This window comes from Aureimonas psammosilenae, assembly GCF_009176975.1.
Classification (GTDB): Bacteria; Pseudomonadota; Alphaproteobacteria; order Rhizobiales; family Rhizobiaceae; genus Plantimonas; species Plantimonas psammosilenae.
Genome location: NZ_WEZG01000004.1, coordinates 141,430 through 162,586 on the forward strand (window position 1 = coordinate 141,430; position 21,157 = coordinate 162,586).

Here is a 21,157-nt window from a genome sequence, read left to right on the forward strand (position 1 = left end):
CATGACCGAGACCTTGTCGATGCAGCTCTATTCGGGCCGCAACTTCCCGCCGCTCGCCGATCAGCTCCGCATTCTGTCCGAAGCGGGCTATAGCGATGTCGAGACTTTCAGCGGCTTGTACAATGACCTTTCCGGCCTGAAGTCGGCGCTCGATGCGGCAAACCTCAGCACCACGAGTGGCCATTACAGCTTCGATCTTCTGGAAAACGAATACGACCGCTCGCTGGAGATCGCAGGCACGCTCGGGCACCGCATCCTCGTTCTGCCCTATCTCATGCCGGACGAGCGCCCAAGCGATGTCGGCGGCTGGGCGGGGATCGGGGCGCGCGTTCATAAGATCGCCGAGAAACTGAAGGGCGAGGGTCTACGCTGCGCTTGGCACAACCACGATTTCGAGATGCGCCCGCTCGCCGACGGCACCACTCCCCTGGAGCACATCCTCGGCGACGACCCGGCGGCGGTGGAATGGGAAGCCGATCTCGCCTGGGTGGTGCGCGGCGATGAGGACCCGGTGAAATGGCTCCAGCGCTATCGCGGTCGCATCGCCGCGCTCCATGTCAAGGACATCGCGCCGGCAGGCCAGAACAAGGACGAGGACGGCTGGGCCGATGTCGGCAAAGGCACGCTCGGCTGGGACCGTCTTTGGCAGGCCGGGCGCGAAGCGGGCGCCAAACTGATGATCGCCGAGCACGACAATCCGAGCGACTTCCGGCGCTTCGCGACCACCAGCCTGGCCGCCATGCGCGCTTTCGCGGAAAGGACCTGAACCATGGTGCAACGGATCGGTCTCGTCGGCTGCGGCGTCATTTCCGGCATCTACCTCCACAACGCGTCGCTGTTTCGCGACATCACCTTCACGGCCTGCGCCGACATGCGCCCGGAGTCGGCGAAGGCGCGGGCGGATGAATACGGCATCCGGGCGCTGACGCTCGATGAGCTTTACCGGAGCGAGGAGGTGGACATCGTCCTCAACCTCACCAACCCGGAAGCCCATGCCGAGGTCGCGTTGAAGGCGCTGGAAGCCGGCAAGCACGTTTATGGCGAGAAGCCGCTCGCCACTTCGCTCGCCGACGGGCAGGCGATCATGGATCTCGCCGCGCGACACGGCCTTCGCGTCGGCTCGGCGCCCGACACGATCCTCGGCCCCGGCATCCAGACCTGCCGCCGCCTCGTGGAGGACGGAACGCTCGGGCACGTCATGTCGGGCGTCGCCAGCATCATGTCGCGCGGCATGGAGAACTGGCATCCGGCGCCGGCTTATTATTTCCGCGCCGGCGGCGGGCCGGTGCTCGACATGGGGCCGTACTACATCTCGACGCTCGTCACCCTGCTCGGCCCCGTTTCCAAAGTCACGGCCGGCGGGCGCATCGGGCTGGCGGAACGGGTGGTCACGGCGGAAGGGCCGAATGTCGGCCAGCGCATCGTGCCGGAAGTGCCGACCACGATCCACGCGATCCTCACCTTCGCGTCGGGCGCGCAGGTGACGCTTCTGGCTTCCTGGGACGTCTGGAACCACGGCCACCGCCCGATCGAGCTGCATGGCGAGAATGCGTCCCTGCGCGTGCCGGACCCGAACTTCATGGACGGTCCCGTGGAGATCGCGACGACCCGCGAGGATTGGGAAAAGGTCGATACCGGGAACAGCCTTTATTCGGTGCTGAACTACCCCTTCGCCGCGCCGAAATACGCCAACTACCGGGGCCTCGGGCTCGCCGACATGGCGTCCGGCATCGAGACCGGCCGCCCGCACCGGGCCGACGGGGCGCTCGCCTTCCATACGCTGGACGTGATGCTCTCGATCCTGCAGGCGGCCGAGGAAGAGCGGACGGTTTCCATCCGCTCGACCTGCCCGACCCCCGCCCCCCTGTCGCTGGAAGAGGCCGTAGCCCTGCTCGAGCCGAATGCCGAGCGCGCGCAGAAGATTGCGTAAGGGAAATCAGCAGCCCCGGACGCGGGTGTAGAGGGCATAGATCGAGGTCGTCGCGGCGATGAAGAGGCGGTTCTTCTTGGGGCCGCCGAAGCAGAGATTGGCGACGACCTCCGGCACCAGGATCTTGCCGAGGAGCGTGCCGTCGGGATGGAAGACGTGGATGCCGTCCGCCGCGCTCGACCACAGGCGTCCATCCGTGTCGAGGCGGATGCCGTCGGGCACGCCGGCATTCTTGATGTCCGCGAAGACCTCGCCGCCCGACAGCTTGTCGCCCTCCACCCGGAAGGCGCGGATATGGCGGCGGCCCGTCGGATCGTGGCTGCCAACGGAGTCGGCGATGTAGAGCACCGAATGGTCCGGCGAAAAGGCGAGGCCGTTCGGCTGGCCGAAATCGTCCGCGACGCGCGTCACCGCGCCGCTTGCCGGGTCGATCCGGTAAACGCCCTGGCAGGGCTGCTCCTGCGCCCCCTTGTGCCCTTCGTAGTCGTCGCGGATGCCGTAGTTCGGATCGGTGAACCAGACCGACCCGTCGCGCCGCACCACGACGTCGTTCGGCGAGTTGAGGCGCTTTCCCTCGAAACTGTCGGCCAGAACGGTGATGGTGCCGTCGGGCTCGGTCCGTGTCACGCGCCGCGTCCCGTGCTCGCAGGACACGAGCCGGCCTTGCCCGTCGCGCGTATGGCCGTTCGTGTAGTTGGCGGGTGCGCGGAAGACGTGGGTGCCGACATCGGGAATCCAGCGCAGCATCCGGTCGTTCGGAATGTCGCTCCACAGGAGATAGTTGCCCTCGCCGAACCAGACCGGGCCTTCCGCCCAGCGGCAGCCGGTATGGATGCGCTCCAGCGAGATGTTGATGAGGGCGACTTCGGAAAAGCGGGGATCGAGAACTTCGTAGAGCATGGTTGCGGGTCTCACGAACGGCTGGCGCGCGGGTTTCCGGCGACGGTGATGATGGCGATGATGATGAGTCCCGTCAAAAGGAGCCGCAGCCCCGCGCCGACGCCGAAGGTGTTGAGCATGGTGACGAGGAGGTAGAGGAAGAGCGACGCGCCCCAAAGGCCGGCGACGTTGGATTGCCCGCCGGCGACGGACGAGCCGCCGACCACCACCACGGCGATGGAGGCGAGGAGATATTCCTCGCCCATGTTGAGGGAGGAGCCGCCGGAGAAGCCGGCAAGCACCGCGCCGCAAAGGCCGGCGAGCGCCGCCGACAGGACATAGGTGGCGAACCGCACCCGGTCGACGCGGATGCCGGCGAGCCCTGCCGCCCGCGCGTTCTGCCCGATCGCCGAGACCGAGCGCCCGTAGACGGTGCGATGGAGAAGAACCGCCATCAGGATGGACAGAAGGAGGGTCGCGATCGCAAGAAAAGGCAGGCCGAGGACGCGGCCGGTGGTGAAGGCGGCGAAGCCTTCCGGCGGGCGCACGCGCAGGCCCCGGCCATAGGCGATGGCCGCCGACTGCACGAGAAAGCTCATGGACAGCGTCGCGATGATCGGCGGAATGGAAAGAAGCCGGATCAGCCCGTAATTGCAGGCACCGACCAGGACGCCCGTGCCGAGCGCGGCGGCGAGGCCGAGGAGGACGCGCCCGTCGCTGCCGGCCATCGTCACCATCGCGACGGCGCCGGAAAGCGCGATGGTGGCCGGGATCGACAGATCCACGTTGCCGGGGCCGGTCGTGATCACGAACATCTGGCCGAGGCCGACGATCACATACATCGTCGCGAAGGTCAGCGCCGTGGAAAGGATCTGCCCGCCCCCGACGCCGCCGGTGAAAACGAGCGTGGCGGCGAAGATCAGCGCGGCGCCGACAAACGAGAAGGCGAAGGGCATGGCGCCCACGCGGCGCTTGGAGGCCTGAGGTCCCGCGCTCATGCCATTCTCCGCTCGGTCTGGTTGACGAGAGCCCGCAGCGCCAGAACCACGATCAGGATCGCGCCTTGCGCGCCGATCTGCCAATCCGGCGAAATGCGCAGGAACGACAGGAGCGAGCCGGCGAGCGTCAGGGTCAGCGCGCCGATCACCGCTCCCACCGGCGACACGCGCCCGCCGGTGAACTCGCCGCCCCCAAGGATCACGCCCGCGATAGACAGAAGCGTGTAGCGCAGCGCGATATTGGCGTCGGCCGAGGTGGTGAGGCCGACGAGGCAAAGGCCGCTGAGGACGCCGAAGAAGCCGCACAGCGCGTACATCGCCATCTTGGCGCGAAGGAGCGACCAGCCGGCGCGCTTCAGCGCTTGGCTGTTGCCGCCCGCCCCGCGCAAGACCGTGCCGACCGAGGAGCGCATCAGGAAAAGATGGGCGAGGATAGCAAGAGCGGCGCTCGCCAGGATCGCAAAGGGGATCAGCGGCGTTTTCAGCTTCACCAGCGCCGACAGCCAGGCGGGCGCCGAGCCGCCCGGCGAAGGCAGGATCAGAACCGCCGCCCCGAGCCACACGAAGCTCAAGCCCAGAGTCACCACGATGGAGGGAAGATCGCGCCAATGGATCAGCGCGCCGACGCCGGCATAGATCGCGATGCAGGCGAGAAGCGCGAGCGTGCCGAGGACGGGGGACGCCGGCAGCCATGTCGCGCCGATGCAGGCGACGAGGCTGACGAAAGCGCCGACCGACAGGTCGAGATCGTTGACGGTGATGACGCAGAGTTGCGCGATCGTCGCCAGCGCGATCGGCAGCGCCAAATTCAGCATCAGGTTGAGGCCGAGATAGCTCATGGCGCGCGGCTGGATCACGAAGATCGCCGCGAGAATGAGGATAAACGAGACCGGCGGCAGAAGGGCCCGCAGGAGCCGGGGATTGGCGAGCGGATTGGCCATCAGGCGGCTTCCTCCTCGAAGGACGACTGGAGGATGCGCCGCTCGGACAGTTCATGGCGCGGCACCTCGGCGACGATGCGGCCCGCCCGGAAAACGTAAGTGTGGTCGCAGCTTTTCAGCTCGTCGAATTCGGTGGTGTACCAGAGAAAGGTGCGGCCCTTGGCGGCTTCCGCCCGGACAAGCGCGTAGACTTCCTGCTTGGTGCCGATGTCGACGCCGCGCATCGGGTCGTCCATCAGGATGATGGCGGCGTCGGAAGCGAGCGCGCGGGCGAAAAGCGCCTTCTGCTGGTTGCCGCCCGACAGCGTCAGGATGTTGTTGGCCATGTCGGGCGTGCGGATGGCGATGCGTGATCGCCATTCCTCTTCCATCGTCCGGATCGCCGGGGCGTCGAGAAGGCCGAAGCGCGACAAGCGGCCGAGCGAGCGCACCGAGATGTTCTCGCCGATGGACCAGAGCGGAAAAACGCCGTCCGTTTGGCGGTCGCCCGCCACGAAGGCGACGCGGCCTTTGACGGCGGCAAAGCGCGAATGGCGATAAGCGGCGTTCTGGAGAAGAACGAGAAGCCCCGTTTGGCCGTGGCCGGCGAGGCCCGCGAGCCCGACGATCTCGCCGGCCCGCGCTTCGACGCGCATCGAGCCGCCCTTCGGCGTCGTGGCGCTCGCCACCACGGGCGCGGCGGAACGGGCCTTGGGTGCGGTTTGAATCGCCTTTTCTTCCTCGTGCGCAACGACATGGCCCATCGCTTCCACGAGCGAGGAACGGTCGAAGGCGGCGGCCTCGCGCAGGTCCACCACGCGCCCGTCGCTCATCACGGCGATGCGGTCGCAAGTCGAGAGGATTTCGCCCAGAATATGCGAGATGAGGACGATCGAACCGCCCGTTCCCACGAAGCGGCGCACATAGGCCAGAAGCTGGGCAGCGCGGCTCGCATCCAGCGAGGATGTCGGCTCGTCGAGGATCACGAGGCGAAGCGGCTCGCCGGTAGAAGCGAAGACGCTCGCGATCTCCACCATCTGGCGTGACCCAAGCGCCAGATCGGAGACGAGGTCGCCGGCACCGATGCCGTGGCCGGGAAAGATCTCGTCGAGCTTCTCCCCGATCAGCCGCGCGGCGCGCGCCCGCCAGTTCCAGCCGCGCAACCGCGCGTGGCGGATGCGGGTGTTTTCCAGAACCGTGAGGTTCGGGCAGAGCGAGAGTTCCTGGAACACGCAGGCGACACCGGCCCCTTGCGCCCGCGCCACGCCGTAACGGCCCGTCAGGTCCTCAGCTCCGATCTCCAGGCGCCCTTCGTCGGCCGCGACATTGCCGGCCAGAACCTGCATCAGCGTCGACTTGCCCGCACCGTTATGGCCGGCAAGGCCCAGGCATTCGCCCGCACGGATATCGAGATCGACGCCCCGCAGCGCCTTCACCGCCCCGAAGCTCCGGGTGATGCCGGACAAGGCGATGAAGGGGCGGTTGGCGGGGGAATCTTCGGGCCTATCGACTGCCGGCATGGCTGCTCCGAGGGGAGGAAAAGAGGCGTTTGCTTGAAGGGGGTAGTCACCCGCCTCGCGACCGGCACTCTCCGCCTCCACGCTGAAGGCTCCTTCCACCCTCATCCTGAGCGTGTCGAAGGACGAGGGTGGAAGGAAGCGGGGACGCCAAGCGCCCTCGTGCTTCGACAAGCTCAGCATGAGGCCTACGGATACGGCGGCGCCGGGTTCATGAGCGGGCCGGGCATGATGCTTCGACAAGCTTAGCATGATGCTTCGACAAGCTCAGCATGAGGGCCAGGGCTCAGCGGGATGTGAAGCGAAGGGGACAAACCCCTTCGCCGATATTCCTTACTTCCCGGCTTCCGCGATCACCTTCTTGGCGTCGTCCAGCGAATATTCGACATTGGCGACGCCGCCGGCTTCCGTGGTTTCCAGCGACTTCTCTAGGGTTCCCTGATCGATCGCGAGGAAGGGCACGACGAGGTCCTTGGGCACGGTCTGTCCGTCCAGAATCTGCTGCGCCACCCAGAAGGCGAGCGTGGAAACGCCCGGCGCGATGGAGACCGACATGGTCTCGTAGCCGGACGCGTCCTTCTGGCTCTTCCACCAGCGAAGCTCGTCCTCGCGATTGCCGAGGATGATGGTGGGCGTCGGGCGACCGGCCGCCTTGAAGGCTTCCGCCGCGCCGAAACCGTCGCCGCCCTGCGTCACGACGCCAACGACGTCGGCCAAGCTCGGCAGCACGCCGGCCACCGACTTCTGCGCGACGGTCTGCGTCCAGTCGCCCTGAACGGCCGAAACGATCTTGAACTTCGAATTGGCGGAAACGCCCGACGCGATGCCCTCGTGGATCTCGGTATCGACCGAAGTGCCGGGAAGGCCACGGATTTCCAGAAGGTTGCCGCCGTCGGGATAGCGCTTGGCGAGATAATCGAGCTGGCCGGAGCCCATTTTCTTGAAATCCACCGCCACGCGCCACGCGCAGGGCTCGGTCACGATACCGTCGAAGGACACCACCACGATGCCGGCGTCGCAGGCTTCCTTCACCGCGCCGTTGAGGGCGGTCGGCGACGCGGAGTTGATGACGATCGCGCTATAGCCCTGCAGGATCATGTTCTGGATCTGCGCGGCCTGCTCGGTCGCCTGGTTCTCGGCCGTGGTGAAGGCGTCGGCGCTCTTCACGATGCCATCGGCGACGGCCTTGTCGGTGATCTTCTTCCAGCTCGTCAGCATCGCCTGACGCCAGGAATTACCGGCATAGTTGTTGGAAAGCGCGATCGTCTTATCGGCCGTTTCGGCCGACGCGACACCGGCCGACGCCATTGTGAGAACCGCGGCCGACAGGCCGATGGCGAGCTTGAACTTCATGGTGTTTCCTCCCGAGGATCAACGAGCCGGCCTCCCAGCCGGCGACAAGGATGCCGAAGCGTTTCACCGCCCGGCCGTCTTTTTGCGAAACTGCGGCAGCGCCGCAGTTCCTGTCCAGGCCTTCGTATCGCGCACTCCGGCGAAATGGAAAGCCGGAACGGCAAGTTTATTCGCCGCTCACGCGACTTCCACCAGCGCCTTGACGACGCCCTTGGCGGGATCGGCGAGTTCGGCGAATTTTTCCGGCACCTCTTCGAGCGACAGGCGATGCGTGACGAGGGCTGCCGGCACATGGCCGCCGCGCATCGCAGCGATCACGTGGGCGAAATCCTCCGTGGTCGCGTTGCGGCTCGATAGAAGCGTCATCTCGCGCTTGTGGAATTCGGGATCGGAAAAGGCGATATCGCTCGCCACGATCGAGACGAGAACATAGCGCCCGGCATGGGCGACGAAGGAAAAGCCGCGCTCCATCGCCTTCGGGCTGCCCGTCGCATCGAACACGGCGTCGAAGAAGTCGCCGCCCGTGATGCGCGACAGCTCTTCCACGTCCCCGTTGCCGAGCGCCACAGTGGACGAAATGCCGATGTGCCGCCGCGCCCATTCCAGGCGGTCCTCGCGCCCGTCGATCAGCGTCACGTCGGCGCCTTCGAGCTTGGCGAAAATCGCGACGGCAAGGCCGATCGGCCCGGCCCCGGCGATCAGCACCTTCTCGCCCCTTTCGAGCTTGGCCCGCGCCACGGCATGGGCGCCGATCGCCAGGAACTCGACGCAGGCCGCCTGATCCGCGTCGAGCCCCTCCGCCTTCACGAGGAAGCGCTCCGGCAGGCTCAAATATTGCGTCATGCCGCCGTCGCGATGAACGCCGAGAACGCCGATCCGGCGGCAGCAGTTCGGGCGGTTCTTGCGGCAGGCGTCGCAGGTGCCGCAGGCGATATAAGGAAGGATCGACACGAGATCGCCCACCTTCACGCCGCTGCCTTCCGGCGCTTCTGCAACCGTGGCCGACAGCTCGTGCCCCATCACGCGCGGATATTGGAGATAAGGCTGGCGGCCCGCGAAGATGTGGAGGTCCGTGCCGCACACGCCGACGCGCCGGAGCTTCACCAGCACCTCGTCCGCGCCCCGCACCGGCAGATCGCGCTCGACCGCCGAGAGCTTGCCCGGCGCGTCGCAGACGATGGTCAGCATGAAACCCCTCCCGGCCCTTGTCGCTTCGCTGCCATTGATATCAAGGGCAAGGGATTGGTCAAGCCAATATAGCATGATATGACCGTGTGGTCAGGCCAATGGAAAGGCGATGAGCGAAACCCGAGACATCGAGCGCCGGCTCTACCAGCAGGTCGCCGACCGCATCCGCACGCTTGTCCAGGAAAAGCGGATCGCGCCGGGATGCCGGCTGCCGGCCGAGCGTGAACTGGCCCAACAACTCGGCGTGTCGCGCCCCTCCTTGCGCGAGGCGATGATCGCGCTCGAAATCGAGGGAACGGTCGAGATCCGCATGGGATCGGGCATCTATGTCACCGAAGCGCCGACGGAGCGGGGCGCGCGGCCGACGGCCACCGGGGAAAGCCCGGTGGACCTGATGCAGGCGCGCTTCGCCATCGAAGGCACGACGGTGATGCTGGCCGCCATGCGCCTGACGCCCGAGCGGCTCGGCGAACTTCGCCGCACTTTAAGCGCCATGCGCCGCACGGCGGACGCCGGCGGCGAGCCGATCGAGCACGACCGCCGGTTCCACATGATCCTCGCCGAGGACACCGGCAACGGCGTTCTCGCCCGCCTCGTGGCCGAACTGTTCGACGAGCGGCACAATCCGATCTTCGCCAGGGTCCGCTCGCGCTTCGAGCCTTCCACCACCTGGGCGATGGTGGCGACCGAGCACGAGGCGATCCTGACAGCCTTGGAAGACCGCAACGCCCTTCTGGCGCAATCCATGATGCAGGCCCATCTGGAACAGTCGAAGCGGCGCTGGCTGGACAACGATCCTCGATGAAGGAGACGACCCCCATGCTTGAGGCGAGCGCGCCCATCATCCTGCTCCATCCCGACGACGACGTGGCCGTCGCGCGGCGCACCATCCAGGCCGGCGCTCCCGCCGGGCACGGCGCGCTTCACGCCGCCGAGAATGTCGGGCGCGGCCACAAGATCGCGGTGAAGCCGGTTCCCGCTGGCGGCGAGGTCCGCAAATACGGTCAGGTGATCGGGATCGCGACCGTCGACATCGCGCCCGGCGCCCATGTCCACCTCCACAACCTCGCCATGGTGCCTTCCGTCCACGAGCACCGCTTCGGGGCGGGCGTGGAGGATGTCATGATGGTGCCGGAAGCCGAGCGCCGCACCTTTCTCGGCTTCGATCGCGGGGCTGGGGGTACGGGCACCCGCAACTATATCGGCGTCATCTCCTCCGTGAACTGCTCGGCCACCGTGTCGCGCGCCATCGCCGACCATTTCAACAAGGCGGGCGGGCTCGAAGGCTTCCCCAATATCGACGGCGTCGTGGCGCTGACCCATGGCGGCGGCTGCGCGCTCAACAACAAGTCGGAAGGCTACCGCGTCCTGATCCGCACCATCCAGGGTTATGCCCGCCATCCCAATTTCGGCGGCATCCTGATGATCGGCCTCGGCTGCGAGACCAACCAGATCGCGCCGATCCTCGAGCACTACAAGCTGGAGGAAGGTGACCGTTTTCGCACGATGAACATCCAGGCCTATGGCGGCACGAGGAAGACCACCGAGGCGGCCATCGCGATGATCAAGGAGATGCTGCCTTCCGTGAACGAGGCGCGGCGCACGCCGCAGCCCTTGTCGCGGTTGAAGCTCGCCCTCGAATGCGGCGGCTCGGACGGTTATTCCGGCATTTCGGCCAATCCCGCGCTCGGCCACGCCTCCGACCTCATCGTGCGCCATGGGGGCACGACGGTTCTCTCCGAAACACCGGAAATCTACGGCGCCGAGCATCTCCTGACGCGCCGCGCGGCTTCGCCGGCGGTGGCGCAGAAGCTTCTCGACCGCATCGACTGGTGGCGCGACTACACGGCGCGAAACGGGGATGAGCTCAACAACAACCCGTCCTTCGGCAACAAGCTCGGCGGGCTGACGACGATCCTCGAAAAATCGCTCGGCGCGGTCGCCAAGGGGGGCTCGATGCCGCTGAAAGCCGTCTACGAGTTCGGCGAGATCGTCACCGAGCCCGGCTTCGTCTTCATGGACACGCCCGGCTACGACCCCGTCGCGGTGACGGGACAGGTGGCGGGCGGCTGCAACGTCATCTGCTTCACCACGGGGCGCGGCTCGGTGTCGGGCTTCAAGCCGGCCCCTTGCATCAAGATCGCCACGAATTCCGAAATGTACTCGCATATGAGCGAGGACATGGACATCGACTGCGGCGGCATCCTCACGGGCGCCGAAACGCTGGAGGAGTCCGGCGCGCGCATCTTCGAGGAGGTGATCGCGGTGGCCTCCGGGCGGCAAACGGCGAGCGAGCTCTACGACTACGGCGACAACGAGTTCGTGCCCTGGCAGATCGGCGCCGTCACGTGAAATCGAGCTGCACCTTCAACGCCTGATCGGGGTGTTTCTCGGCAAAATCGAAGGCGGCCTTCGCATCCTTCGCCGGAAAGACCTGGGTGATCATCGGCGCGGGGCTCAACTCCCCGCGCTCCAGCCAGCCGACGACGTCCCCGATGAAGCGCCGGTTGAGGCGCGAGCCGACAAGCGTCAGTTCCTTGCGCACGATCTCGGCCTGCGAAATCTCGCAAGGAGCGGCAGAAAAGCCGAGAAGCCCGATCCGGCCCGCCGGCGCGGCGACGCGGCAGGCCTCAGCGAGGAGCGCGGGCACGCCCGCCCCGTCGATCACGACGGAAGGGCCGAGCCCGTCCATCTCGCCCGACACCGCGTCGGCCACCGATTCCACGCGCGAATGGATCACGCGGTCCGCGCCGAAGGCCCTCGCCCGCTCCAGGCGCGCGGGGTCGATATCGGCGAGGATGCAGCGGGCCCCGCGCATCTTCGCCACCTGAAGAACGGTGAGCCCGACCGTGCCCGCGCCGTAGATCAGGACGCTGTCCTCCGCCGTCAATCCGGTGCGCCACAGGACGTTGGCGGCGACCGCCAAGGGCTCGGCGAGCGCCGCGACATCGAGCCCGAGCGCCGGCGACACGCGGACGGCGTTCTGCGCCGGCACCACGGCCACGGAGCGAAAGCCGCCGTCGCGATGGACGCCGATGACCTGGAGATGGGCGCAGACATTCGGGCGGCCGGTGCGGCAGGGATGGCAGTGGCCGCAGGCGACCACCGGATCGGCGACCACATGGTCGCCGATGCCGAGCGTCGAGACGCCTTCGCCCAACGCCTCCACCGTGCCGGCGAATTCATGGCCGATGACGCGCGGATATCGGGCGAAGGGGTTGGAGCCGTGGAGGATGTGCATGTCCGAGCCGCAGATGCCGGCGCGGTGGACGCGGATCGCCACCTCGCCGGGGCCGGGCTCTCCCGTCGGCCCTCCCTCCGTCACCTCGAGATGGTGCGGCTCGCGCACCGAGATCGTCACCATGCCGGACGGCCCCCACGCGCGCTCATCGGATCAGCCCCATCTGCGTCGGCAGCCACAGCGTCACCGCCGGAACGAAGGTGATGACGAGGAGCGCGATGAAGAGCGGCACCAGCCAGGGCAGGATGGCGACCGTCGTTCGCTCCACCGAGAGTTTGGCGACGCGCGACAGGACGAAGAGCACCATGCCGAGCGGTGGATGAAGAAGGCCGATCATCAGGTTCAGCGTGATGATGAGGCCGAAATGCACCGGATCGATGCCGAGCCGCAGCGCGATGGGAAGAAGGATCGGCACGATGATGGTGATGGCCGCGATCGTGTCGAGAAAGCAGCCGATCACGAGAACCAGGATGTTCACGAGGATCAGGAACACGATCCAGTTGTCGGTGACGGACAGGATCGCGTCGCTCATGAGCTGCGCGGCCTGGCTGACGGTGAGAAGCCAGGCGAAGACGGAGGCGGCCGTCACGATGAAGAGCACGGAGGCCGTGGTCTCGATCGTGTCGAAGCTCGCCTTCGCCAGCGTGCGGAACGTCATGGTACGGTAGCGCACGAAGCCGAGGAAGAGCGACCAGATCACCGCCGCGACGGCCGCTTCCGTCGGCGTGAACCAGCCCATGGTCATGCCGCCGATCAGGATCACCGGCGTCATCAGGGCCATCACGGCCGAGAAGTCGAAAGTCCAGTCGAGCGCGACGAGAACCACGAGCCCGACCAGCACCGCCATGTTGACCGACAGGCCGACCAGCGTCAGCGCCCAGATGAAAAGCGGCACGGCGAGAACCACCGCGATCTCGACCGAAGCGCCGGCAAGCTTGGCCATCTCGAAGGGCGCGTCCGAGCCCCAGCCCTTGATCTTCGCGAAAATGGCGACCGTCACCATCATCAGAAGCGTCATCACGATGCCGGGCAGGATGCCGGCCATGAAAAGCGCGCCGATGGAAACGTTGGCCATCATGCCGTAGATCACGAAGGGCAGGGACGGCGGGAAGATCGGCCCGAGCGTGGCGGACGCCGCCGTGACACCGACCGCCGCTTCCACCGGATAGCCGTGGTCCTTCATCGCCTTGATCTCGATCGTGCCGATGCCGGCGGCGTCCGCCAGCGCCGTGCCGGACATGCCGGAAAAGATCACCGAGCCGATGATGTTGACCTGCGCGAGACCGCCCTTCATCCAGCCGACGAGCGCGACGGCGAAGGAATAGATGCGGCCCGTGACGCCAGCGATGTTCATCAGGTTGCCGGCGAGGATGAAGAACGGCACGGCCAGAAGCGGGAAGCTCTCGACGCCCGCGATCATGCGCTGCGCGATGATGATGTCGGGCGCGATGCCGTAAACGAGGAGATAAAGGCCCGACGCCACGAACATGGAGATCGCGACGGGCAGGCCGACGAGCATGAGAAGGAGAAAGGCCCCGATCAGAAGGGTCATGGGCGTCAGGCTCCCGTTCCGTCGAAGGCTTCAGGCTTTTCCAGGACCGAATAACCGCGCCGCCAGTTGCGCCACGCGACTTGGATGGCGCGCAGGAGCATCAGAACGAAGGCGGCGAACACGGCGTAGAAAACGATGGAGCGCGGCAGGTCGATCGTCACCATGCGCTCGCGCGACACGATGTTGACGTAGCGCCACAGGAGCTTGCAGGCATAGGCGAAGAAGCCGATGCGCACGACATCCACGAAGGTCGACAGACCCCGCGCCAGCCCCGCCGGCATGTAGTGGTAGAGAACGTCCACCTGGATGTGGCGCGACAGGCGCACGCACATCACCGCGCCCACGAACACCACCACCACGAGGCAGTTGATCGCGATCTCCTCCGTCCAGGCGAGGCTGTTGTTGAGGACGTAGCGCGTGAAGAACTGGAGAAAGACGCAGAGCGCCATGCCCCAGAAAACGAGGAGGCCGACCCAGTCCTCCACGGAGAAGTGGGACAGGTCGGGCGGCCCGTGATCCTCCTCGAAGGCCTGGGCGAGTTCCTCGCCGGTGACGGGCGTGTGGGGTGTTGCGGACAAGGGCGTCTCCCTCGGGCGCGCAAGGCGGCGCGGCCCGTCAGCCATGGTTTCATCGGGGAGAGGAAAGGCCAGGACGGCGGTGAAGCCGCCCTAGCTCGAAACTAACTACTGGACGGCGCGGATCGCGTCGTAGTCTTCCTGGCGGTAGCCGTATTTCTCCAACGGCGCGCGCTCCTTCACCGTTTTCTCGAAATCGGCCTTGTCGACCTCGGCGACATCGATGCCCCGGCCGCGGAAGGTTTCCACGAGCGCGGCCTCGCGCTCCTGCACGATCTTCGTCGCGCGGGTCGCCGCTTCCAGCATGACCTCCGAGAAGATCGCCTTGTCGGCGTCCGACAACGAGGCCCAGCGCGTTTGCGAGACGACGGTGTTGAGGTGGTCGGTGATGTGGCCGGTCAGCGCGATATGCGACTGGACCTCGTAGAACTTCTTGGCCTCGATGGTCGTCAGCGGGTTTTCCTGCGCTTCCACCGTACCGTTCTGGAGCGCGAGATAGACTTCCGCGAAGGCGATGGGCGCGGTGTTGGCGCCGCAGGCCTGGGGCATGGCGAGATAGGCCGGAACGTCCGGCACGCGCATCTTCACGCCCTTCAGGTCGGCGCAGGTCTTCACCGCCTTGTTCGCCGTGGTGTGGCGCGTGCCGTAATAGGTGACGGCCGCGATGTGGTGGCCGGACGCTTCCTCGTAGCCCGCCGCCAGGCGCTTGAAGACGTCGCTCTTGGCATAGGCGACGAGATGGGCCGGATCGCGGAAGATATAGGGGTAGTAGGTCACGCCGATGGGCGGATATTCGCGGGCCGCGAAGGACGAGCCCGAGATGATGATGTCGACCGTGCCGAGCGTCAGGCCCTGATTGATGTCGGCTTCCTTGCCGAGCTGCGAGGCGGGATAGACCTGGATCTCGTAGCGCCCTTCGGTGCGCTTCTTGATTTCTTCCGCCGCCCATAGGGACTCGGTGTGGAAGGGCTCCGTCACCTCGTAGACATGCGCCCAGTTCAGCTTTTCGGCGGCGCTCGCCCCACTCGGGGTCAGCCCCGCGATGACTGTTGCCAGGGCGCCCGCCGCGCCGAGAATGGTTCGTCGCGCGATCATACCGTATCCTCCCGTTGATGTTTTCGGGGCGTGCGGGGGCGGTGCCGCCCCGGTCCCACGCCTTCGGCGTTCCCCTCGCCGAATCCGATCTGGAACCGCTTCTGCGATTCCTGAAGGTGGTGCCGCATGGCGGCCTCGGCCGCATCGCCGTTGCCGGACGCGATCGCGTCGCGCACCTGCCGGTGTTCGCCATGGGCGAGACGCCAGCTTTCGCCATTCTCGAAATATTGCGACAGTCGCGCGAAATAGGGTGTCAGCCGCTGGTCGAAGAGTTCGCCGACGAAGCGCTGGAGCACCGCATTGCCGAGAAGACCGGCGACGGCGACGTGAAAGGCGCGGTCGAGCGCGATCGTTTCGCTTGAGGGATGCGTGCCGTCCTCCATGCGGGCGAGGACAGTGTCGAGCGCGGCGAGACCCGCTTCGTCGCGAAGGTTGGCTGCTTCGCGCGCCACGGCGCTTTCCACGACCTCGCGGGCGCGCAGCACCTCGAAGGGGCCTTCGGTCTGCGCCGGCACGAGCGCCTTTTTGGCCGGCGGGCGGGCGACATAGATACCGGAGCCGACGCGGATGCGGACGCGCCCTTCCACCTCCAGCGCGATCAGGGCTTCGCGAACGGTCGGGCGCGAGATGCCGAGCCGCTCGGAAAGCTCCCGCTCGGTCGGCAGGCGGTCGCCGACCGCATAGGTGCCGGACTCGATCAGGCCGCGAAGCTGGTCGGCGACCTGTCGATAAAGGCGGCGTGGTTCGATGGCTTCGAGCGGCATGGCGTCGTGAAGCCCCTCCCAAAGCGTCCACAACAGGTCAATTGATCTGACCAATTGACCGGAATGTTCCCCATCGCGAGGCCGGGGTCAAGCCGCTCGCACTGTTTGCCGACCGGAAAAACGTCAGCCGGTCTCAGCCAAGCCGAAGAAAGGCGGCCGTGTCGGGATCGATCGGCACGCCGTTTGCCCGGCGCTCGGCCTCCACCGCCCATTCGCGGTCGCCGGGGGCGAGGATCGGGCCGGCCCTTTCCGCCGTCGCGCTCCCCCGCAGGGCGTCGAGATAGGCGCGCATTCCGGCCGCGAACACGGCTTCGCCGCCAAAGCGCGCCGGATCGACGGCCAGCACGAAATGGCCCATGCCGCGCGGCGTTTTCATGTCCCCCTGCCCCACCATCGGCTCGAAGGCGTGGTCGAGCGTCGCGCCGGTGAGGATCGCCGAGAACAGCGTCGCGACGCCGGCCAGCGCCGCGCCCTTGAAGCCGAAATCCGCGCCGCCGAGCGGCATCAGCATTTCGGCGGTCTCCGCGTTTCGCGTAGGGACCCCCGTCTTGTCGGCCGCGACGCCTTCCGGCAGTTCCCGCCCGAGCGAGCGGTACAGAAGAACGCGGTTCAACGGGATGGACGAGGTCGCCATGTCGAGAAGCCAGGGCCTGGCGCCCGCGACGGGCGCGGCGAAGGCCAGCGGATTGGTGCCGTGAAAAGCGGCGGCCCCGCCGAAAAGCGCGACGATCGAGTCGGCATTCGTGGTGGCGAAACCGACCATGCCGGCCTCCGCCACCGCCAAGGCATAAGCGCCCGCCGCGCCGAAATGTGAGGAGCGCACCGCCCCCACCGCGCCGACCCCGCTTTCGCGCGCGATCTCCACGGCGCTTTCTGCCGCGCGATAAGCGACGAGATGGCCGAGCCCGTCGTCGCCGTCCACGAGCGCGGTGGCGGGACCGGTGCGCTTCACCGCGAGGTTCGGCCGCGGATTGACCCGGCCGGACTGCAGCACCCGGCAATAATGCGCCACGAGGCGGGCCCCGTGGCTGTCGACGCCCAGAAGCGAGGCATGCATCAGCGCGCGCACCGTGGCCGCCAGCGATTCCTCCGATGCGCCGGCTTGGCGAAGCGCATCCTCCAGCGCGCGCCGCAATGCGGCGGCTTCGACGGTGATCTGTTGCATGGCCATCCTCCAACGGCGTCGTTCGGCCGATCCGTAAACCGGCACCGCCGGCTTGTCCCCCCTGATCCTGCGCTCGGGTTCGGGCAAGGTCAGTCGAGAAACGCGCTTGCCACCGCGCGGATCGCTTGCGTCAGTTCGCCAAGCGCGGCGACGGGAAGGCGCGCGACGGTCCAATGAAGCGTGACCTCGACCCTGAATGCCGGCGGCAGTTCCACGAGGCGCCCGGCGGCAAGATGCGACCGGGCGAGCGAAACCGGCTGCATCCCCCAGGCGAGGCCGGCAAGGGCGAGATCGAGAAAGCCGTGCGTCGACGGCACCCGGTGCGTCGGCGCGGCGAGGTTCACACCATACGCGGCTGCCGCCCAGCGCGCCTGCAGCATGTCGCGCGTGTCGAAGCGAAGGCACGGCGCTTGGCTCAAGGCCTCGGCATCCATCCCGCTGCCGAAGAAGCGCTCCACGAAATCGGGACTGGCGCAGGCGGCGTAGCGCATGGTGCCGAGCGGGATCGTCCGGCATCCCTGCACGGGCTCGGGATCGGCGGTCACCGCCGCCAGAACCTCGCCCGAACGTAAGCGCTCGGCGGTATGGGCCTCGTCGTCCAGCGTCAGGTCGAGAAGAACGCCGGCCTTGCGGCCGAACGCGGCGGCGGCATTGGGAACCCACGTCGCCAGCGAGTCGGCATTCACCGCGATCTTCAGGATGGCGGGCGCGCCCTTGTTCTTGGCGGCCAGCGTCGGCTCAAGATCCTCTTCCAGAAGGCGCACGCGGTCGAGATGGGCGCAAAGGGCGCGGCCGAGTTCGGTCGGCCGGCACGGCTGCGCCCGCACGATCAGAACCGCGCCGAAGCGCTCTTCGAGGCCGCGCACCCTTTGGGACACGGCCGAGGGCGTCAGCCCCAAGGCGCCCGCCGCGCGCTCGAAGCTGCCTTCCCGGATCACGGCATTGACGGCGAAGAGCGCGGGATAATCCAGCATGGATGAAGCCATGCTTCATCGGGTGAAGAAGAACAAGTTTCCCTTCAGCGCGCTCGCGCGGCATGAAACGCCGCATGGCACCCTCCCTGTCTCCCTTCCTGTCGGGCTTCGCTTTGTCCGCCGCGCTCATCATAGCGATCGGCGCGCAAAACCTCTTCGTTTTGAGGCAGGGTCTCAAGGGCGAACATATCGGCCCTATCGTCCTTTTCTGCGCTCTCTCGGATGCCGTTCTGATCGCGGCCGGGGTCGGGGGGATCGGAGCCTTTCTCACTGCGGCGCCTCAGCTCGCCACGGTTCTGGCGCTCGGCGGGGCGGCGTTTCTCTTCTGGCACGCCGTCGCGGCCTTTCGCCGAACCGCCGCGCCCGTTTCCGCTCCGGTCGGTTCGCAGCCGCGCGTCACCCTCGAACGGGCGCTCGCGACCTGCGCCGGCTTCACCTTCCTCAACCCGCATGTTTATCTCGATACCGTGCTTTTGATGGGAACGGCGGGGTCGGCCCAGCCCGCCCCCATGCGCCCGATCTTCGTTCTCGGTGCAGCCTTGGCGAGCTTCGCCTGGTTCGCGGGCCTCGGCTACGGCGCGCGGCTTCTCCAGCCGCTCTTCGCCCGTCCCGCCGCGTGGCGCATCCTCGACGCCGGCGTCGGCACGGTGATGCTGGCGCTGGCCGCGTCGCTGGCGTTCAAGGCTGTTTGATCCCGGAAATGGCGAAAACGAGCTTGCGAATCACATAAGTATCGACTTATGCATCTTGCATGGTCGAGAACGACATCTTCCGGGCACTCGCCGACCCGACCCGCCGCCGCATCTTCGAGAAGCTGGCGACGGGCGGCATGAATGCCAGCACCCTTCGCGAAGGGCTGGCGATCAGCCAGCCGGCCATGTCGCAGCATCTGGCGGTTCTGCGCGGCGCGGGGCTGGTGCGCGAAGAGCGGCAAGGGCGCTTCGTGCTCTACGAGGTCGATCCCGGCGGCGTGGCGGCGATCGCCGGCTGGCTGGAGAGGTATCGCGCCTTCTGGCCGACCCGCGTGGAGGCCCTCAGAACCGTCCTGAAGGAGATGGACCCATGAGCCTGGACGAGTTGCAAGAGCGCGCGCCACGCATCGTGGAGGACTACGAGTTCGACGAGCCGCCAGAGGCGCTCTGGCGCGCGGTGAGCCTGCCCGCCATCCGCGAGCGCTGGCTGCCGGCCAACGCCCTCGCCTCGCACGAGCCGATCTCGCAAGTACCCGGTCGGGAAGCCAGCTACCGGATGCGCGAGGACGCGCCGCCCTTTCTGGAAAGCATCGTGACCTTCCGTCTCGATCCGAGCGGGGCGGGCGGAACCCGCCTTCGCATCATCCACGAACTGAACGACGCCCGGCTTCGCGAGCCGGGCCTCGCGCCCGCCAACGGCAACGCCCGCCCGCCCCTCATGCGCGCCGCCTGAAGCCCGCTTTCCTCACGATCCAACCTGCCGGAGTTCGCCCATGCGCGAAGCGATGCAACTCGTCCCCATGGTGGTGGAACAGTCCCCGCGAGGGGAGCGGTCCTTCGACATCTATTCCCGCCTCCTGCGCGAGCGGGTGATCTTCCTGAACGGCGAGGTGAACGACACGGTTTCGGCGCTGGTTTGCGCCCAGCTTCTGTTTCTGGAAGCCGAGAACCCGTCGCGGCCGATCCATCTCTATATCAACTCGCCGGGCGGCGTCGTCACCAGCGGCATGGCGATGTACGACACGATCCAGTACATCCGCGCGCCGGTGCACACGCTTTGCATGGGCACGGCCTATTCGATGGGCTCGTTCCTGCTGATGGCAGGCGAGCCGGGCGAGCGCGCCGCCCTGCCCAACGCCTCGATCCTGATCCATCAGCCGCTCGGCGGATTTAAAGGTCAGGCGTCCGACATCCTGATCCACGCGGAAGAAACGCTGCGCACCAAGAAGCGCATGACCGAACTCTACGCCAAACATTGCAAACGCTCCTTCGAGGAGTTCGAGCGCGCCATGGACCGCGACCGCTTCATGACGGCGGAAGAAGCCCTCGAATGGGGCCTCATCGACCGCATTTTCCAAGTGCGCGATATCGAGCGGTAACGGGTGAGCCGACGGCTGGCCGATCATCGATCGCTGGCCATATGGAGACCCTGCCAGCCGCCCGGTCGGACGACGGGAAGCCGATCGGGCATTCCAGACAAGGACGATCCACCATGATGCGCTCCATCCTCGCCCTCGCCTCGGTGCTTGTCGCCCTCCCCGCAGCGGCCGCTCCGGCGGCGGAGAAGTGGTCCGCCACGAGCACGACCGCGATGTCGATCACCGGCGACATCACCTTATCGCCGACGCAACTGAAGGCTGCCGGCAAGACATGGCCGCTCAAGGTGGCGGGCGACACCAGGACCTTCGGCACCGACCGGGGACCGCAAAGGGCGCGCATCCTGGAAGTCGTCAAGCCGAGCAATCCGAAGCTCCTGAACGGAAACACCCTTTGCGCCGCGCCGGTGCGCTGGATCGTCGTCTACCAGTCCGACGCGGGCAGCACGCTGCATCTTGCGGCATTCACCGGCTCCTCCCGCCCGACCGGGGAGGACGGACCGGGGCTCTGCGGGACCTTTCTCTTTTCGCGCTGAGGTGAAACGGGGCGCCTGCGCCCAGTTGCCGAAATCGCCAAATTCCTGGCTCTCCACGAGCGGCACGGTCGCGTCGATATCCTCAACGATGCCGGCATCGCGATCGGCAACCTGCCCGCCAAACCATGATAAACGAGGTCCGGCTGAAGGCGGGAAGCCGATCTCAACGGCCTGTCCACGAAATCGGCGCGGAGCCAAAGGGAAAAGCGCGGCGGCAGCGCCATGGCCTTCGTTTCCCTGGCTTCGCATGGGGCGGCACGCGCGTTCGGTCGAGCATAGGTCTCGGGCCCCACGAAATCCAAATCGCCGCGCCCCGTCATTGCGGCCGGCGGTCCCGCAAGGGTAGCATGATCGCCATGACGGTCTCCGGTTCAGCGCTCGCCGCCCTTCTTCTTCCCATCG

General features: G+C 66.9%; 22 protein-coding genes. 9 read left to right on the plus strand and 13 right to left on the minus strand.

What is annotated here, in order from left to right:
• Position 1 precedes the first annotated feature (1 nt).
• Positions 2-766, plus strand: coding sequence for a sugar phosphate isomerase/epimerase family protein (locus F9929_RS09380; protein WP_152046301.1), 765 nt, complete (start codon positions 2-4; stop codon positions 764-766).
• 3 nt (positions 767-769) lie between these two features.
• Positions 770-1,930, plus strand: a complete 1,161-nt coding sequence (locus F9929_RS09385) for a Gfo/Idh/MocA family protein (RefSeq protein WP_152046302.1) — start codon at positions 770-772, stop codon at positions 1,928-1,930.
• Positions 1,931-1,936: 6 nt separating this feature from the next.
• On the opposite strand, the gene F9929_RS09390 is transcribed toward F9929_RS09385, so the two are convergent.
• The 6 genes from F9929_RS09390 to F9929_RS09415 form a co-directional block, all read right to left on the minus strand.
• Positions 1,937-2,830, minus strand: coding sequence for an SMP-30/gluconolactonase/LRE family protein (locus F9929_RS09390; protein ID WP_152046303.1), 894 nt, complete (start codon positions 2,828-2,830; stop codon positions 1,937-1,939).
• An 11-nt stretch (positions 2,831-2,841) separates the two neighbouring features.
• A complete protein-coding gene (locus F9929_RS09395) occupies positions 2,842-3,807 on the minus strand; it encodes an ABC transporter permease (RefSeq protein ID WP_152046304.1) in 966 nt (321 codons plus the stop codon).
• Positions 3,804-4,748 (minus strand): ABC transporter permease, encoded by a 945-nt coding sequence (locus tag F9929_RS09400; RefSeq protein WP_152046305.1) that lies wholly within the window; start codon positions 4,746-4,748, stop codon positions 3,804-3,806. The genes F9929_RS09395 and F9929_RS09400 overlap by 4 nt, the downstream gene beginning before the upstream one ends.
• Positions 4,748-6,247: an ATP-binding cassette domain-containing protein gene (locus F9929_RS09405; protein WP_152046306.1), complete on the minus strand. Its 1,500-nt coding sequence runs from the start codon at positions 6,245-6,247 to the stop codon at positions 4,748-4,750. Before F9929_RS09405 ends, F9929_RS09400 begins: the two co-directional genes overlap by 1 nt.
• 330 nt (positions 6,248-6,577) lie before the next feature.
• Complete coding sequence (locus tag F9929_RS09410; RefSeq protein WP_152046307.1) at positions 6,578-7,597, minus strand: ABC transporter substrate-binding protein; 1,020 nt, start codon at positions 7,595-7,597, stop codon at positions 6,578-6,580.
• Positions 7,598-7,774: 177 nt separating this feature from the next.
• Positions 7,775-8,785 carry a zinc-binding alcohol dehydrogenase family protein gene (locus F9929_RS09415; protein ID WP_152046308.1) on the minus strand — a complete coding sequence of 337 codons (1,011 nt, stop codon included), beginning with the start codon at positions 8,783-8,785 and terminating at the stop codon, positions 7,775-7,777.
• 109 nt (positions 8,786-8,894) lie between these two features.
• On the opposite strand from F9929_RS09415, the gene F9929_RS09420 reads away from it, so the two are divergent.
• On the plus strand, positions 8,895-9,590 hold the full coding sequence (locus F9929_RS09420; protein WP_152046309.1) for a FadR/GntR family transcriptional regulator: 696 nt from the start codon (positions 8,895-8,897) through the stop codon (positions 9,588-9,590).
• A 14-nt stretch (positions 9,591-9,604) separates the two neighbouring features.
• Entirely contained in the window at positions 9,605-11,137 is a 1,533-nt protein-coding gene (locus F9929_RS09425) for a UxaA family hydrolase (protein WP_152046534.1), read from the plus strand.
• On the opposite strand, the gene F9929_RS09430 is transcribed toward F9929_RS09425, so the two are convergent.
• The 7 genes from F9929_RS09430 to F9929_RS09460 all read right to left on the minus strand — a co-directional run bounded on the left by F9929_RS09430 (position 11,130) and on the right by F9929_RS09460 (position 18,163).
• A complete protein-coding gene (locus F9929_RS09430; RefSeq protein WP_152046310.1) occupies positions 11,130-12,149 on the minus strand; it encodes a Zn-dependent oxidoreductase in 1,020 nt (339 codons plus the stop codon). The genes F9929_RS09425 and F9929_RS09430 overlap by 8 nt on opposite strands.
• Positions 12,150-12,171: 22 nt before the next feature.
• Positions 12,172-13,578, minus strand: a complete 1,407-nt coding sequence (locus F9929_RS09435) for a TRAP transporter large permease (protein WP_152046311.1) — start codon at positions 13,576-13,578, stop codon at positions 12,172-12,174.
• A gap of 5 nt (positions 13,579-13,583) precedes the next feature.
• The gene (locus tag F9929_RS09440; protein WP_235919159.1) at positions 13,584-14,156 is read right to left on the minus strand and encodes a TRAP transporter small permease; all 573 of its coding nucleotides are present in this window, start codon (positions 14,154-14,156) and stop codon (positions 13,584-13,586) included.
• A 105-nt stretch (positions 14,157-14,261) separates the two neighbouring features.
• Positions 14,262-15,248, minus strand: coding sequence for a sialic acid TRAP transporter substrate-binding protein SiaP (locus tag F9929_RS09445; RefSeq protein ID WP_152046313.1), 987 nt, complete (start codon positions 15,246-15,248; stop codon positions 14,262-14,264).
• Complete coding sequence (locus tag F9929_RS09450; RefSeq protein ID WP_152046314.1) at positions 15,245-16,012, minus strand: FadR/GntR family transcriptional regulator; 768 nt, start codon at positions 16,010-16,012, stop codon at positions 15,245-15,247. The genes F9929_RS09445 and F9929_RS09450 overlap by 4 nt, the downstream gene beginning before the upstream one ends.
• 133 nt (positions 16,013-16,145) lie before the next feature.
• Positions 16,146-17,177 (minus strand): Ldh family oxidoreductase, encoded by a 1,032-nt coding sequence (locus F9929_RS09455; RefSeq protein WP_152046315.1) that lies wholly within the window; start codon positions 17,175-17,177, stop codon positions 16,146-16,148.
• An 89-nt stretch (positions 17,178-17,266) separates the two neighbouring features.
• Positions 17,267-18,163: a LysR family transcriptional regulator ArgP gene (locus F9929_RS09460; RefSeq protein ID WP_407922216.1), complete on the minus strand. Its 897-nt coding sequence runs from the start codon at positions 18,161-18,163 to the stop codon at positions 17,267-17,269.
• A gap of 62 nt (positions 18,164-18,225) precedes the next feature.
• On the opposite strand from F9929_RS09460, the gene F9929_RS09465 reads away from it, so the two are divergent.
• The 5 genes from F9929_RS09465 (at position 18,226) to F9929_RS09485 (ending at position 20,755) form a co-directional block, all read left to right on the plus strand.
• Positions 18,226-18,843, plus strand: coding sequence for a LysE/ArgO family amino acid transporter (locus F9929_RS09465; RefSeq protein WP_152046317.1), 618 nt, complete (start codon positions 18,226-18,228; stop codon positions 18,841-18,843).
• A 59-nt stretch (positions 18,844-18,902) separates the two neighbouring features.
• Positions 18,903-19,217 carry an ArsR/SmtB family transcription factor gene (locus tag F9929_RS09470; protein WP_152046318.1) on the plus strand — a complete coding sequence of 105 codons (315 nt, stop codon included), beginning with the start codon at positions 18,903-18,905 and terminating at the stop codon, positions 19,215-19,217.
• A complete protein-coding gene (locus F9929_RS09475) occupies positions 19,214-19,576 on the plus strand; it encodes an SRPBCC family protein (RefSeq protein WP_152046319.1) in 363 nt (120 codons plus the stop codon). Before F9929_RS09470 ends, F9929_RS09475 begins: the two co-directional genes overlap by 4 nt.
• A gap of 40 nt (positions 19,577-19,616) precedes the next feature.
• Positions 19,617-20,222: an ATP-dependent Clp protease proteolytic subunit gene (locus F9929_RS09480; RefSeq protein ID WP_152046320.1), complete on the plus strand. Its 606-nt coding sequence runs from the start codon at positions 19,617-19,619 to the stop codon at positions 20,220-20,222.
• A 113-nt stretch (positions 20,223-20,335) separates the two neighbouring features.
• Positions 20,336-20,755, plus strand: a complete 420-nt coding sequence (locus tag F9929_RS09485) for a hypothetical protein (RefSeq protein ID WP_152046321.1) — start codon at positions 20,336-20,338, stop codon at positions 20,753-20,755.
• Positions 20,756-21,157: the final 402 nt, after the last annotated feature.